This window comes from Bacillus sp. FAU20, assembly GCF_056033865.1.
Window position 1 is genome coordinate 528126 of sequence record NZ_JBVYHY010000021.1, and the last position, 15032, is coordinate 543157.

General features: G+C 34.3%; 18 protein-coding genes. 4 read left to right on the forward strand and 14 right to left on the reverse strand.

Features of this window, described 5'->3' with window-relative positions:
- Positions 1 to 104: 104 nt before the first annotated feature.
- Positions 105 to 830 carry a sulfite exporter TauE/SafE family protein gene (locus AC0OM3_RS16485; RefSeq protein WP_000513084.1) on the forward strand — a complete coding sequence of 242 codons (726 nt, stop codon included), beginning with the start codon at positions 105 to 107 and terminating at the stop codon, positions 828 to 830.
- A gap of 59 nt (positions 831 to 889) precedes the next feature.
- On the opposite strand, the gene AC0OM3_RS16490 is transcribed toward AC0OM3_RS16485, so the two are convergent.
- The 4 genes from AC0OM3_RS16490 to AC0OM3_RS16505 form a co-directional block, all read right to left on the reverse strand.
- The gene (locus tag AC0OM3_RS16490) at positions 890 to 1141 is read right to left on the reverse strand and encodes a hypothetical protein (protein ID WP_003300677.1); all 252 of its coding nucleotides are present in this window, start codon (positions 1139 to 1141) and stop codon (positions 890 to 892) included.
- Positions 1142 to 1361: 220 nt separating this feature from the next.
- Positions 1362 to 2096: an oxygen-insensitive NADPH nitroreductase gene (gene nfsA / locus AC0OM3_RS16495; protein WP_001002397.1), complete on the reverse strand. Its 735-nt coding sequence runs from the start codon at positions 2094 to 2096 to the stop codon at positions 1362 to 1364.
- A gap of 149 nt (positions 2097 to 2245) precedes the next feature.
- A complete protein-coding gene (locus AC0OM3_RS16500) occupies positions 2246 to 2563 on the reverse strand; it encodes a magnetosome magnetite crystal formation protein family (protein ID WP_000678055.1) in 318 nt (105 codons plus the stop codon).
- 147 nt (positions 2564 to 2710) lie between these two features.
- Entirely contained in the window at positions 2711 to 3289 is a 579-nt protein-coding gene (locus tag AC0OM3_RS16505; protein WP_474212440.1) for a YdcF family protein, read from the reverse strand.
- A gap of 161 nt (positions 3290 to 3450) precedes the next feature.
- On the opposite strand from AC0OM3_RS16505, the gene AC0OM3_RS16510 reads away from it, so the two are divergent.
- Entirely contained in the window at positions 3451 to 4116 is a 666-nt protein-coding gene (locus AC0OM3_RS16510; RefSeq protein ID WP_000923924.1) for a DUF421 domain-containing protein, read from the forward strand.
- Between the two features lie 36 nt (positions 4117 to 4152).
- Here the strand turns inward: AC0OM3_RS16510 and AC0OM3_RS16515 are convergent, their stop codons facing one another.
- Complete coding sequence (locus AC0OM3_RS16515; RefSeq protein ID WP_000388398.1) at positions 4153 to 5508, reverse strand: MATE family efflux transporter; 1356 nt, start codon at positions 5506 to 5508, stop codon at positions 4153 to 4155.
- Between the two features lie 132 nt (positions 5509 to 5640).
- Complete coding sequence (locus tag AC0OM3_RS16520; protein ID WP_000925915.1) at positions 5641 to 6486, reverse strand: MerR family transcriptional regulator; 846 nt, start codon at positions 6484 to 6486, stop codon at positions 5641 to 5643.
- Between the two features lie 270 nt (positions 6487 to 6756).
- Between AC0OM3_RS16520 and AC0OM3_RS16525 the strand changes: the two genes are divergently transcribed.
- Positions 6757 to 7920 (forward strand): cation:proton antiporter, encoded by a 1164-nt coding sequence (locus tag AC0OM3_RS16525; RefSeq protein WP_000393874.1) that lies wholly within the window; start codon positions 6757 to 6759, stop codon positions 7918 to 7920.
- A 66-nt stretch (positions 7921 to 7986) separates the two neighbouring features.
- On the opposite strand, the gene AC0OM3_RS16530 is transcribed toward AC0OM3_RS16525, so the two are convergent.
- The 8 genes from AC0OM3_RS16530 to AC0OM3_RS16565 form a co-directional block, all read right to left on the reverse strand.
- Entirely contained in the window at positions 7987 to 8265 is a 279-nt protein-coding gene (locus AC0OM3_RS16530; RefSeq protein WP_000417077.1) for a DUF3986 family protein, read from the reverse strand.
- Positions 8266 to 8321: 56 nt separating this feature from the next.
- Positions 8322 to 9671 (reverse strand): aspartate aminotransferase family protein, encoded by a 1350-nt coding sequence (locus AC0OM3_RS16535; protein WP_000850944.1) that lies wholly within the window; start codon positions 9669 to 9671, stop codon positions 8322 to 8324.
- 189 nt (positions 9672 to 9860) lie between these two features.
- Positions 9861 to 11411 carry a solute symporter family protein gene (locus AC0OM3_RS16540; protein WP_001103249.1) on the reverse strand — a complete coding sequence of 517 codons (1551 nt, stop codon included), beginning with the start codon at positions 11409 to 11411 and terminating at the stop codon, positions 9861 to 9863.
- Positions 11412 to 11413: 2 nt separating this feature from the next.
- Complete coding sequence (locus tag AC0OM3_RS16545) at positions 11414 to 11755, reverse strand: DUF485 domain-containing protein (RefSeq protein ID WP_000817376.1); 342 nt, start codon at positions 11753 to 11755, stop codon at positions 11414 to 11416.
- Between the two features lie 223 nt (positions 11756 to 11978).
- Positions 11979 to 12608, reverse strand: coding sequence for a sterol desaturase family protein (locus AC0OM3_RS16550; protein ID WP_000755399.1), 630 nt, complete (start codon positions 12606 to 12608; stop codon positions 11979 to 11981).
- A gap of 78 nt (positions 12609 to 12686) precedes the next feature.
- Positions 12687 to 12980, reverse strand: a complete 294-nt coding sequence (locus AC0OM3_RS16555) for a hypothetical protein (RefSeq protein ID WP_000286382.1) — start codon at positions 12978 to 12980, stop codon at positions 12687 to 12689.
- A 19-nt stretch (positions 12981 to 12999) separates the two neighbouring features.
- Complete coding sequence (locus tag AC0OM3_RS16560) at positions 13000 to 13632, reverse strand: LysE family transporter (RefSeq protein ID WP_000466565.1); 633 nt, start codon at positions 13630 to 13632, stop codon at positions 13000 to 13002.
- A gap of 124 nt (positions 13633 to 13756) precedes the next feature.
- Positions 13757 to 14485 carry a YqcI/YcgG family protein gene (locus tag AC0OM3_RS16565; protein ID WP_001043773.1) on the reverse strand — a complete coding sequence of 243 codons (729 nt, stop codon included), beginning with the start codon at positions 14483 to 14485 and terminating at the stop codon, positions 13757 to 13759.
- A 263-nt stretch (positions 14486 to 14748) separates the two neighbouring features.
- On the opposite strand from AC0OM3_RS16565, the gene cspB reads away from it, so the two are divergent.
- Positions 14749 to 14946, forward strand: a complete 198-nt coding sequence (cspB, locus tag AC0OM3_RS16570) for a cold shock-like protein CspB (RefSeq protein ID WP_001161731.1) — start codon at positions 14749 to 14751, stop codon at positions 14944 to 14946.
- Positions 14947 to 15032 lie beyond the last annotated feature (86 nt).

Consider the following 15032-nt stretch of genomic DNA (forward strand, 5'->3'; position numbering starts at 1 on the left):
AGAAAAAACTAGATATTTATGTTAAAATACAAATAAGTTTGTGAAATATTGCACTTAAATAATAGACTTTAACTAGTTAAACTTGATTAAATAGGAGGGCTGTTTTGGGTATCACATTCATTTTCATATGCATTATATTAGTGGCTTCTATTCTGCAAGCAAGTACAGGTTTTGGCTTCTCCATAATGGCAACCCCTTTCTTACTTATGTTATTTCTGCCACAAGAAGCTATACAAATAAACATTATTTTATCTTTAATTATCTCCATTTCACTCATTTGGAAAATAAGAATGGATGTTGATTTTGTTCTACTGAAAAGGTTTATTTTTGGAAGTATAGTTGGTGTTCCTTTTGGCATTTTAATTTTCATTTCCGTTAACATAAACACTTTTAAATTAGCAGTTAGCATCCTACTCTTGCTATTAACATTGTTGCTAATATGCAACGTTAAGGTTAGATCAACACAATCTAGAGATTTCATAGTTGGCGGATTATCTGGTCTTTTAACGACAAGTATCGGTATGCCAGGTCCACCCCTGTTACTTTATTTTACAGGAACTGATACTGAAAAAGAGAAGTTAAGAGGAACTACATTAGCTTTTTATCTATTTATATATTTCATTAGCCTAGTAACTCAAATACTCTTTACTGGCACAAACAAAACCATTTGGGAATCAAGTTTTTATGCCATTCCAATTGTATTTTTAGGTTTGTTTATAGGTCAAATTATTTTTAAATGGTTTAATCAACGGATTTTTAAAATATTTACGTATATCCTTTTAAGTTGTACGGGTATGTATCTTCTTATTGAAAGTTTGCATTTATTATAGAAGTTGCTTTAGGTTATGCATTAAGAATTAGGTTTCGAATGAAATATCATGATATATTTTTAAACGTGATAACGATAAAAAGCGGCTATTATGCCGCTTTTTACATTATCAAATTGGTCGATATTAAACCAAATGACAGTAAATACATCGTTATAACAATCATCCACATATTGTTTTTCAATAGGGGTACTTAATGATTTATGAATAATGTACAAAATTAATTTTCCATATTGATCAATCACTTCTTTCAAAGCATCTTGATCATGTTTTTTCATAGCTATAATTAAATCCTCTTCAGAATTGAAAATCATAAGCATCTTCCTTCCTCAGTTCCCCTTTAGCAGCTGCTTTTACTTACTATTGGCATTTCATTCTCATTTTCTATCACTTTTGTAAAAAATTATTAATTTTTATTTCTATGTATATGATAACAAACAAAATACCTAAGTTCAGAAAGAATAAACAACTTTCTGGCCTTAGGTATTTCTCCTCCAAAAAAGGCAAACCTATACGTCAGGTTTGCCTTCTTACTCACTTCTTATTTAATCCTTTTTCACTTAAAAACTCTTTCATATGCATTCTTTTTTCTTTAGACATAAATGAACTCATGGATTCCGTCCATGTTACGCTTTTCTTATTTGATGATCTTTCTTTATAATACGCGTTCATCGTTTCATCATATTCGTTTAGTAATTCATCATATTTTTGTTCATCATATCCATTTTCATGAAGAACTGCTGCTACTGGTAAACGTGGTTTAACTCCATGTTCTTCATCTGGTACACCGACTGTCATTCCAAATACAGGATATACTTTATCCGGTAAATGAAGCAATTCGCTCACTTCTCTCGGATTATTGCGAATACCACCAATATAACAAATACCGTATCCTAATGATTCTGCCGCTAATGCTAAGTTTTGCGCAAAAAGTGAAGCATCTACCGTCGCAACGATAAAGTCTTCTACTCCCTCATGCTTTATCTCTGTACTATGTTTTTCACATGCAATTTCAAGTCGTTTTAAATCTGCACAACAAACAAAAAATGCTGCACAGTCCTTCACATGGCGATTTCCGGATAGCTCTGCTAGTTTAGCCTTTAATTGCTGATCTGTTACATATATAACAGAATACGCCTGTACAAAATGTGATGAAGCTGCATGTTGCGCAGCATGCACCATCTTTTCTACTACATCTTTCGGAATTGATTCTTCTTTATATTTACGAACTGAAACATGTTGCTCCATCTTATGTATGATCTCATTCATGAAAATCACTCCTTTTTTCTCTTCATAATGAAAAATTAACATATTTTTTTCAATTTTCACAACTTATAAGCACAAAAAGAGCAATTCTTTTTGAATTGCCCTTTTTTAAAACGTTTATCAATACGGTAAATGAAATTATACTTATCTTATTACGCCGTTTTCAAAACTTTAATACCTTTTACGATATTCCAAATGAAGTAGTAAATCCCTACAAGAATGAACACTGCATATGTGATAGCCATTCCAATTCCAGCACCGTCAGATTGATTGAACCCTAAACCGTACATGCCTGATACTGCTAGTCCTCCAAATAAGATTGCGTATGGGAAAACATGTGACCAAAATGCTTTTTTCGCGTGATACTTCACTTCATCTTCTGCAACAAAGTACACGATAATTGGTAGTAAAAATGGTGCAAAAAAGATACTAAAGTAACATAACGAAGATAAAATATTATTTCCTTTCATCCGATTCACCTCTAAATAGTTTTTGTTACCTTCATTATGTCAGGAAATCATTCTAGAAACTATCGCTTTACCTTTCACGAACGTGACATATTTGTAAGATTTTCCTCAAACTAAATCCCGCCTGAGTTTCAGACGGGATCACTTTCACTATATTCGATTCATAAACCAATACTGTGTAATTGCTAAATATTCTCGTACATTCGATGGAATGATGATTGGTTTCGGTGTTTTTGCCGGAAGACCTTCTAATTGTAAACCTTGTTTGGCCGCTATTTTTTTCGCTCTAAACATGTGAAAATCGTTTGTTACGATCATACCTTTTTTCATATCGGCTGGAATTAACGGTTTTGAGAATGTAATATTCTCATCTGTACTCGTAGATTTGTTCTCCATTATAATGCGGTCTTCTACGATGTTTTGTTTTATTAATCCTTGTTTCATTGCTAATGCTTCTGAAATGTCTTCACCTTTTCCTTGTCCTCCAGATACGATAGCGATTGTTTTCTCATGTGATTTTAAATATTCAGCTGCTTTATCAATACGATATTGCAATGAATAAGATGGTTTCGTCCCATTTACTTTCGATCCTAGTACAATTATGTAATCAGCATCGTAGGTTGCATTCATATGCCCATGCTTATAAATGTGATATTGTAAAAACCCCGCATACACGGCGCAAATCATTATAACACCTAAAATGCCCTTCATTATTTTCTTCTTTCTCATATTCATATACTCCTATTTTCTTTTACTTCCTTCATGATAATATCCATTTATTTGTTTGTATACAGACAAATTCCAATAAACCCTAATTTATCCTCTGAAAGGTAATATTTATATTACTTTCGGGAATAGTAAGTACAACTTTACACGAAGGAGTGTCTCTATTGCTTCTCTTTTTATGTAACGTGTCGTTCTTTTTCATCTTATTTTTACTATCGCTTAAGTTACTCGGTAAATCCGCGTTAGCGCAACTAACTCCTCATGATTTTGGGGCTATAATTTTTTTATCTTATTTAGCTTTCCAGGCCATACCCGTCTCTGGTGCTTTACAAGCATTTCTCGGTATGGTTGTTATCACATGTTTACATTTACTCCTTACAAAATTAAGCCTATTCAACAAACTAAATCGTTTTATTCTCGGACACCCTATCATTTTAATTAAACATGGTGATATTATTTTTGAGAACTTACAAAAAAGTAGATACCCCATTGCAGAATTGCTTTCTAATCTTCGCGTTGCAGGATATCCAAGTGTTCATGAAATTGAATACGCTATTTTAGAAGCGAACGGCGCTATTAGTATTTTACCAAAAAGAGAACTTGTACCATTAACTCCAAAAGATTTAAACATAGAAGTTAAGTATGCTGGATTACCAATTGCACTTATCGTCGATTCACAAATTCAATATGATAACTTAAAGTTAATACATAAAGATGAAAAATGGTTATATAAAGAATTAAAAGAAAAAGGAATTACAAATATTAAAAACGTTGCCTTTGCTTCTGTTCAAGAAACGGATGGATCTTTTGCGATTAGTTTAAAGGAATAAGAAAATCCCCTTAATTGCTTAAGGGGATTTTCTTCATCATATCGCTTCTTTCTCTCCTGCCATATTTAATGGCACAGGATGTTTCATACGATTCATCGTAAATACGATAACCGCTGTCATTACTTCTGCAACTGGCATAACGAGCCAAATTCCATTTATACCAAATAATTTCGGCATAATCCATAACAATGGAATAATAAATAGTAATCCTCGGCTCATTATAATAAGTACTGATTTCTTCGTTTGTCGCACTGATTGGAAGTACTCTCCATACACAATGTTATAACCTAAAAATACGTATTGGATAAAGAATAAACTAATACCTGTTAAGGTTAACTCCAATAATTCTGGAGATTGAACATCAAATAAACCAATGATATATTTCCCGAAGAATAATCCGACAATTATCGCAAAGCCTCCGAGGACAACAGCAATTTTCACAGCAAACTTCAATCCTTCACGAAGTCTCTCTGATAAATTTGCCCCGTAATGGAAACTAGCAATTGGCTGTAATGCTGCTCCAACACCAAAGAATAATAGTAATGTCATTGCATGAATACTATTCACCATCGCATAGGAAGCTACTCCTACTTCTCCTGCATATTGGACAAATGCAATATTAAAACCAATCGTTACGATTGCAACCGTACTTTCTGCTGTAAAACTTGGGAAACCAATCACCATAATTTGTTTGACAGTATCCCATTCAAAATGAAATTTCGTCCACTTTAAAATACTACTTTTTCTAAAGAAATGGGTTAATAATACAAGGAAACCAATCGCTGCCGAAAGAATAGTCGCTGAGGCAGCACCTGTTACGCCCCATCCAAAGATAAAAATAAAGATATAGTCAAACACTATATTTAATACAGCCGTTACAACAAGACCAGCCATTGCTAAATTAGGATTTCCATCATTTCGTATAAATGTACTTAAAATATTTTCTAAAACGTATATCATTCCAAATGTTAATAATACGTGTAAATAGTCTAACGCATATGGTAAAATTACTTCATTTGCACCAAATAAGTATGCTAAATCTTCTATTCTCCATAAGCAAATCGCTGCTAAAACACCTACGATAACAACTGCTACCGTCATTGATTGAGTAAAAATAGACCTCGCTCTCTCTCGTTTATTTTCACCTAATGCAATGGAATATAACGTTGCCCCGCCCATTCCAATCCATAATGAAATAGAGAAGAAAATCGAAAAGGCTGGAATAGCCACGTTCACTCCTGCTAAACCGTTCGCCCCAACTCCTCTACTAATCATAACCGCATCAATTACAATATTCACTGACATTAATACCATTCCGAGGACGGCTGGTATTAAATAAGAAATAAATAAACTTTTAATTGGTTTTTCTCTTAATTTTTCTGTTGCTTCCATACTCTAATATGCTCCTTTTTTTCAACTCTCTTTTCTTAGTTTAAACCTTCAAGTAACTTTAAGGTCAATAGAGAATTAAAAAATAGGTGACTTAATTATCGCGTTTGATGCTCATTTGTAATTATACGAGTCCTATAACTTATTGCTTTGTTTTTTCATTATAGGAATTTGAATTTCTGTTACTTGCTCCTCAGGATCTTCTGTTACAGACCAATCAATCAATCCAATCTCAATCGAATCTCCATGTACTTCGTAACCTTCTTTATCAATGTATGTAAGTAACTCCTTGTACGTTGCATCTGTTTCTTCATACGGTCCATGATGATAAGAACAAGCATATAAACCTTCTTTAATTTCATCTGAAGTATGCACTTCATACGGCATATAATCCAAAAGAATAAATACACTGCTATATGCTTGAAACTCATTTTGCATTAACCCTTTTTTCGCAACAGTTACACCAATATCTCCAGAAAATAAGCTATCATCCATTTGCCTCATATTTTTTTGCAACGAATGAATGTAGTACTCAAACATATCATCCGTCGTATTCGGGGCAACCGCAATAGCTGTTATTTTTCGCTGCGGGATCTCTTTTATTACCATTTGTTCAGCTTTTGCTTTTGTTGCTTCCTTAATTAAATGAATTCTATGCTCCATTTTCGCCAAAGCATACTCAATTTCTCTTTGTTTCTTCAGCATCATCTCTTGTTGTTTTTCCAGTAAATTGAGTGCGTATGCTGGATTTCTTTCATCAATATATTTCTTAATTTCCTTTAACGGAATATTTAACTGGCGTAAAAATTTAATCGTATCTAACAGTGAAAATTGATCGATTGTATAATAACGATAATTCGTTTGAGGATCAACAATGGACGGATGAAAAATTCCTTTTTCATCATAATACCTTAATGTAGATTCTGCGATATTATGCATTTTTGCCATTTCTCCAATTGTAAAACGTTTATTTAATAACATGTTTCCTTCTCCAATTCATTAAAAATGTTGCCTTATTTCTTCTTATTATATAGCCATTCCCTTCATACTTAAATCAAATTCCATCATGAAAATCTGCTATTTTTTCATTGATTTTTAATAAATTTTATTATATATTAATTACAGGTTCAAATTACGAGTTCAAAAGAACTTGTAATAAGACCCTTTTTGTTTAATGGGTTTTACATATTTTCATTAGGCAAATTCCGAGAAATCGTATGATAAAACTAAAAATGACGAGGAGAGGATCAGATGGAATTCGAATTTTTCTTTCAAATTGCACTTATTTTATTAAGTACAAAACTTGCTGGTGATCTTAGTGTTAGATTAGGTCAACCTTCTGTGCTAGGTAAATTAATTGTCGGTATCGTTATCGGCCCAGCTATATTAGGTTGGATTGAAAATTCAGAGCTTCTAACACAATTAAGTAATGTCGGTGTTATTCTTTTAATGTTTATGGCAGGACTTGAAACAGACTTAGATGAATTAAACGCAAATCGCAATTCTTCTTTAGCAGTTGCACTCGGGGGTATCATTCTTCCATTCGTAGGTGGTTACGTTTCCGGTCTTGTTATGGGAATGGAACAAGGAAACGCTGTATTCTTAGGGCTACTTCTGTGCGCGACAAGTGTTAGTATTTCCGTTCAAACACTTCGTGATTTAGGTAAAATGAAAACACGTGAGAGTACGACGATGCTTGGAGCCGCTGTATTTGATGATATTCTTGTTGTTATTTTATTAGCATTCGCAATGAGCTTCTTAGGCACTGATGATGTTAACTTAACAATGATTATCTTGAAGAAAGTAGTATTCTTCGCTTCTATTATTTTAATTGGATGGAAAGGTGTACCAGCGATCATGCGTTGGTTATCACCACTACGCGTATCTGAGTCTATCGTGAGCGCAGCTCTTATCATCTGTTTCTCATTCGCATATTTCGGCGAATTATTAGGAATTGCTGGTATTATTGGTGCTTTCGCTGCTGGTATTGCAATTTCTCAAACAAACTACAAACATGAAGTAGAAAAGAAAGTAGAACCAATTGCTTACGCTATGTTCGTTCCAGTATTCTTCGTTAGTATCGGTATGAATATTACATTTGACGGTATTGGCAATCAAATTTGGTTCATCCTAGCATTAACAGTAATCGCTGTATTAACAAAACTAATTGGTTGTGGTGTTGGTGCACGCATGACTGGATTTGATGCAAAGTCTTCTGCAATTATCGGTTCTGGTATGGTTTCTCGTGGTGAAGTTGCACTTATCATCGCAGGAACAGGACTCTCTTCAGGTCTATTAGCACAAGATTACTTTACAGCAATCGTTATTGTCGTTATTTTAACTACAATGATTACACCACCAATGTTAAAATACACTTTTGGTGCTAAAGATAAAGCAATGAATGAAAGCAAGTAAATAAGTTTACTATAATAAAAGGAGATTGCTATCTTATAAAATAGCAATCTCCTTTTTGTTTTATCTTTAAACAATCTCGTGCTTTTTTAACCATTTTTCAAAAATAGTTCGAGCTTCTTCATCATCGATATCATTACTAAATGAATACACCTTAATGCCATAATCATCTATATATTCGCCTAGTTTCATTTCCTCCACTTTCTTATAAAAACCGTCTGCCTCATAGTGCGGAATATAAGCATCCCAAACTGGTTCATTTATTCTTTTGTACGCTGTCACTTCCAAATCATATCCATCTTCATAATATCCGATGTGATAATGTTGACTAGGATCATATTTCTCCATAAAAAACTCCTCCTACTAAACAAAAGCGAGCTGTAATCTACAGCTCGCTTCATTCATTAAATGCGTTCCATCGCTGTCTTCAACGTTCCAACAACAAAAGCGATTTCTTCACTCGAAATAACAAGCGGTGGTGCTAATGTTAAGACGTTATTGTATCCTGCTGTTGTCATACCGTTTCGCCCTATAATTAACCCTTTTTCTTTACAAGCATTTACAACACTTGCAATTTTGTCGTTATCAATTGGCTCTTTCGTCTCTTTATCATTTACTAGCTCAATTCCAACTAGTAAACCTTTTCCTCTAATATCCCCAACAAGTGGATGCTCTCCAATTTCTTCTTTTAATTGCTCTAATAAAAGCGAGCCCATTTGTGCAGAGCGCTCAACTAAATTTTCATTTTCCATAATTTCTAAGTTTTTAAGTGCTAATGCACAAGCCGCTGGATTTCCACCAAATGTATTAATATGACGGAAGAATTCATATTCTCCCTTCCCTTTAAATGCTTCATATATTTCTTTTTTCACAGCTGTTGCTGATAACGGTAAATATGCGCTCGTAATCCCTTTTGCCATCGTAATGATATCTGGCTTCACATCATAATTCATAAATCCAAATGCTTTTCCTGTACGTCCGAAACCACAAATCACTTCATCGCTTATGAGCAAGGCACCGTGTTTTTGACACGTCTCATGAACAGCTTTCATATAGTCTTGTGGTGGCATTAAAATGCCTCCACCCGTAATAATTGGTTCCATAATAAAAGCTGCAATCGTTTCACTTAATTCCCATGTCATAACGCGATCTACTTCTTTCACACATTCTACATCATAAATGTTCTCTCTTTCTATTCCAGGCATACGATAGCAATCTGGCGGCGTTACATGTAAAAAGCCTGAAGCAAATGGCTCATATTGATATCTACGCTGTGCTTGTCCCGTCGCTGCCATCGTTGCCATTGTATTTCCATGATACCCGCGGTAACGTGACATAAATTTATAACGATGTGCTTCACCTTTTTGCGCATAGTATTGCCTTGCTATTTTAAAAGCTGTTTCGTTCGCTTCCGAACCACTATTAGAGAAGAAAATAACATACTCTCCTCCAAGCCACTCATTTAATTTTTCTGCAAGCTTTATAGCCGGTTCATGCGATTGTGACATCGGAAAGTATGATAATGTTTGTAATTGCTTATAAGCTGCCTCTGCGAGCTCTTTTCTGCCGTATCCACTATTCACACACCAAAGACCACTCATACCATCTAAATATCTTTTCCCTTGTATATCTTCAACCCAGCACCCTTCTGCTTTTGCCCCTACCATTGTATTATTTGGACTAAAGGGACGCATTCCGTGCCAAACATATTGCTCATCTTTTGCTAATAATTCATCAGTCTGTTTCGTTTTCATCATTTCTTCCACCTTCCATAACAACTTATTTTTCACAAAAGCTGCGCTGGTGCCATGATGATTTAAATTTCTCCCTGCTTATTTTCATTCCACAAAATTAAGACAAATCCTACTTACAAAGCAGTATTATTTACAATAAAATGACAAAAGAAAAAGGAGCTTTTCTTATTATCGAAAAGCCCCTCTTTTTTAATGTGAAGACGCATCACTAATACCATGACCAGTATTAGATTTCACAAGAATTTCATCAAACTTCGCCGCATCTTCTTTCTTACTAGATAAAATGGTCCCTAAATACGCTGCAAGGAATCCGAGCGGGATCGAAATAATTCCAGGTGTCGTATATGGGAATATCGCTTCTCCAACAAATATAGCTTTTCCAGCTACAGGATTCCAAACATTCGGACTTAACGCTACGAGAACAATAGCTGATACGAGACCAACAATCATACCAGAGATGGCACCCGCTGTATTGAAACGCTTCCAATATATTGTGAATAATATAACTGGTAAGTTTGCACTCGCTGCAACTGCAAATGCTAATGAAACTAAAAATGCTACGTTCAATGTTTGAGCAAATAACGCTAGTATAATGGATAATACCGCTACTCCAATAGACGCATAGCGAGCCATTGAAACTTGCTCTTTTTCCGTTGATTTCCCCTTGCGAATAATTTCATTATAAAAATCATGTGCAAAGGCTGACGCTGCTGTTAATACAAGGCCTGCCACTACAGCTAAAATCGTTGCAAAAGCAATGGCTGATACGAAAGCAAATAAGAAATCTCCACCTAACGCTTTCGCTAATAAAGGTGCTGCCATATTACCAGCAGGATTTGCTTTAATAATTGCCTCATTCCCTACAAATGCCGCTGCCCCAAATCCTAAGAAAATTGTCATAATATAAAATGCGCCAATTAACCACGTCGCGTATACTACAGATTGACGTGCTGTTTTTGCATCACGAACTGTAAAGAAGCGAACAAGAATATGTGGTAATCCAGCTGTACCAAGAACTAGTCCTAAATTTAAAGATAGCGTATCAAGGCCATCTTTATACTTTACTCCTGGGTTTAAAAACGAGTCTTTTAACGGTGTAGCTGTCTTCATTTGTGCGAACATTTCAGTCACACTAAAATTAAATTTTGCGAAAACGATAACAGAAATAATAAATGTACCAGCCATAAGTAATACAGCCTTTACAATTTGAACCCAGCTCGTCGCAGTCATTCCGCCAAAAATAACGTACACTGTCATTAATGTACCAACGATTAAAACAGATGTCGTATATTCGATTCCTAATAATAATTTAATAAGTGCACCAGCCCCAACTAATTGTGCAATCATATAAAAAATCGAAATCGTCATCGTATTAAGCGCTGCAACTCCGCGAACTTTTTTCGCATCAAAACGCGCTGCAATCATATCTGCTAACGTGTACTTTCCTAAATTTCGAAGCGGCTCTGCAACTAAGTATAATACAACTAAGTATGCAACTAAAAAACCGATGCTATAAAAGAACCCATCAAACCCAGTTAACGCGATCGCCCCAGCTATACCAAGAAAGGACGCAGCAGACATATAATCTCCTGCAATAGCCAGACCATTTTGCCAACCAGTTAATCCCCCTCCAGCCGTATAAAACTCACTCGCATTTTTCGTTTTCTTCGATGCAAAATAAGTTATGACGAGTGTACCAAGTACGATGATTAAAAATAGTGCAAAAGCGGTTACATTCAAAGTCATCCCCTCCCTTTTTGCATATCTTGCAGAATGTTTTGTGAGATTTTATCAAAGGATTCCGCTTTTTTGCTGTAAATCATACATAATGACCACGTCATAATAAATTGAGCAAATGCAAATACCCATGCCCACGTAACATCACCGAATGCCGGTGTATTGAGTACCTTTGAATACGATGTTAATATAGGTAACGCAATAAAAAAACTTAAAAAGAAAATACTCATTGGAACGATGAACTTCTTTTTCGTATTTAATAGCAATTGAAATTCTTCTGACTGAACAACCTCTGTATAATTCACCTCATTTTGCAACTTACGTGCTGACGTATCATCTCGTTTCATTAACCGATCCCCCCTCTTACTTGAAATGCACTTCCCCCTTGCATACCTAAAGACTAAATTTTATAAATATTCAGAAACTTATACTTATTGTAGACAATCCGTGCATTCATGCAAAGATTTTTTGATAGACATTTTTCGGCAATTTCCCCTAAATTTTTAATATACTTTTTCAACATAAAGTGACACCTTACTTATTTTTTCCTCATTAAGACAAAAGCAGTGCTTAACGCACTACTTTTGTCTTTTTTTCCTTTTCTAAATTACGAGCTGTTTCGCTTAACTCAACCTCTTTTCCGTCTTTAAGTGTTCCAAATATAAAATCGAATACTGGATTTGAAACACCGAACCAAAACTTTTCGTTTTTATAATGGTGTAATATATGTTGTTTTTTTAACCATCTTCCAAACTTAGTGACGGGACGAATCGGTCTATGGGCAATATAATGTTTCCATTCGTAAACGAGTAGCATAATAATCATTCCGATTCCAAATGAAAGTGTAATAGTAACACTTTTTGTAATACCATATGCTATAAGCAAATATATAGTAAAACTAGGTATACTAAACCAAACAGGTAAAAACAAAAGTTTTAAATCATCTGGATATACGTGGTGATCATAATGCAATCTTCTTAACATTTTTAATAGAAATGTGTTTTTAGGTGGCTTTATATGGAATAAAAAACGATGTGTCATATATTCATTAAGTGTATAGAAAGCAATCCCAACCATACATGCTAACATACCAAACCACGTAAAAAATTGCATTTTTAAAATAATAATGAAAATAAATAGAATGCTATACATAATAACGATATCATGTTGTAAAAAGAACTCTTTCCCCACTTTCTTCATCTTGTTTCCCCCTTTTCCAAAAAAACAGCCGCAACATATCGTTACGACTATTTCTTTTCTATTCTTATTCTATTCACTTTACAAATTTGCCTGCTGTTCTATTGTCGAGAAAAAATTGTTTGGTCCAAATATATTTTGCTTCGGAATAATATGTTCCACTGCAAACACTGTTACTTCTCCTCTTTGCACTTCTCCAATAATAAGCCCCAATATTTCATGATTTACTGCAAACGTCGGTTGCTTTGTTTGTAACAATCTTGCTGCATTATGAAATACCGTTTCATATAGTGGATCTCTATCAGTAATTTCTTTTCGGATTTTTGGCGCTAACGTAATTATAATTTCTTTTCCTTCAATAGTGGTTCGATACATAAAAATCTCCCCTTCAATCTTATGTGAACAACTGTAAAGCTTTGTATGCAAAATGTATAGAGTAACATACTAAAATAATACCTGCTCCGGCTGTTATGTAGCCAAGCGCTTTTGGTTTTAATAAAGTTCTTCCAAAATGTACAGAAAAAGCAATATTTAAATTCCATAAAATAATACCAGCAATAATGCAAAGACTGTATAAAAAAGCTTCTTGTTTCGTTACCTTCGTAAGTAATGAGCTAAGTGTACTTCCGTATATACCAAACCAAAAAACAAGATTTAATGGATTGGATATCGCAATTAAAAATCCTGCCATAAACGATTGCTTAAGGCCACCTACCTCTTCTTTTTTATATTCCATATTCGAGTGGAAAATTCCTTGTTTTACACTTTGAAATCCTAAATAAAATAACAAGAAAAAACCCGTGCAATACATGAAGGCTTGTACATATGTATACATAAACACAGAAGATAAACCGAAATAAATGAGAAGCATAAATAAAACATCTGCAGTCATTCCGCCAATTCCAACAACCCAAGCGTGCCAAAACCCACGTTCGATTCCTCGTTTTAACATTTCAATATTAATTGGCCCTACTGGCGCAGCCAATGATATACCTAATACGATTTGCTGTATAATTGCTCCAAACATCGCTCTATCCTTTCTACTCTCTTTACTACTAGTTAATGATGTAATTAAAAAAATAGACTAGCTTTCATAATAAAATACCCTTTTTTATCCAAAATATACAAAAGAACCATCTAGGTGATGGCTCTTACTTTTCTATCCTATGAAGAAAAGGACATTTCCCTTTTATTAGCTCTACATCGTCTCCTATGAAATATTGTTTCCATTCGCGATGCTCTGGGTCACCATAATGACTAATGTTAGGATGTTTCGGCAATTGATCCCACTTTTCAACTCGCTCACGGACCATTTGTCTTGAATATGCTCCTTTAGGATGATCTCCCTCTAATCCATCAAAAATAGTGCGTGGCTGAAACCCAATAACGAGTGAATTCCCTAAATATCTAGTTTTTCGTTTTTTATAAGCTGGCGCATTTCCAAATGCGAATATTGGCTCACCACCAAATGAAAATTCCCATAAATAATGGTCTGGATCTTCAGGAATTTGCTTTGGCCATGCTTGATTATCGTTTTCATGTAAATACTGTAACACTTTCCAAAAGGAATCACGGTAATATTCGAGTGATTGTTCTTCACATTCCGGTTCTACAAAAAGGAAAAAGCCCCTTCTTACAATCGGCCTCTCTTTCATTAACTCTAAAAAAGATAACATTGTATGTGGCAAATGACTCCAATCATTATGAGAAAGAAATGAATAACGAAGTTCATTCTTTTTCAAAGCTGTTAAACCGAAATAACATGGAAAAGTTGGTTCTAACACGACACTTGAAAAAATCTCAAATTCTTTTGCAACCCAATCCGGTATATCGGTTCTCGTTCTCATTCCTTCATTGTCTAATAAGTAAGACTTATTCATTCTTTCACCTCATTATGTATAGCATTCAATTAAGAATATTACATACTCGGTCTGTCCTATACCTATTTAAAAATTTGACTGAAAAATTATTTAAAAATACAAAAAAATAAAATCGCTTACTTGACTAAATTCTCCCAATTCGTGTATATTTAAATTAATCATTTAGCAGAATATTCAAGAATATAGCATTTTTAGTTTATATTATTTTTTTAAATGAATTTCACTAAATGAAAATAGTAAACGCTTTTAGGAGGAATTGTAACATGCAAGGAAAAGTAAAATGGTTTAACAACGAAAAAGGTTTTGGATTTATCGAAATGGAAGGCGCTGACGATGTATTCGTACATTTCTCTGCTATTCAAGGAGACGGCTACAAAGCTTTAGAAGAAGGTCAAGAAGTATCTTTCGATATTACTGAAGGTAACCGCGGACCTCAAGCTGCTAACGTAGTAAAACTTTAATCCAACATATAACAGGAGGTTACCTTACTTGGTAACCTCCTTTGTTATTCCTTTGTATATTTCCGTTTTACAGAGCAAAAACTATG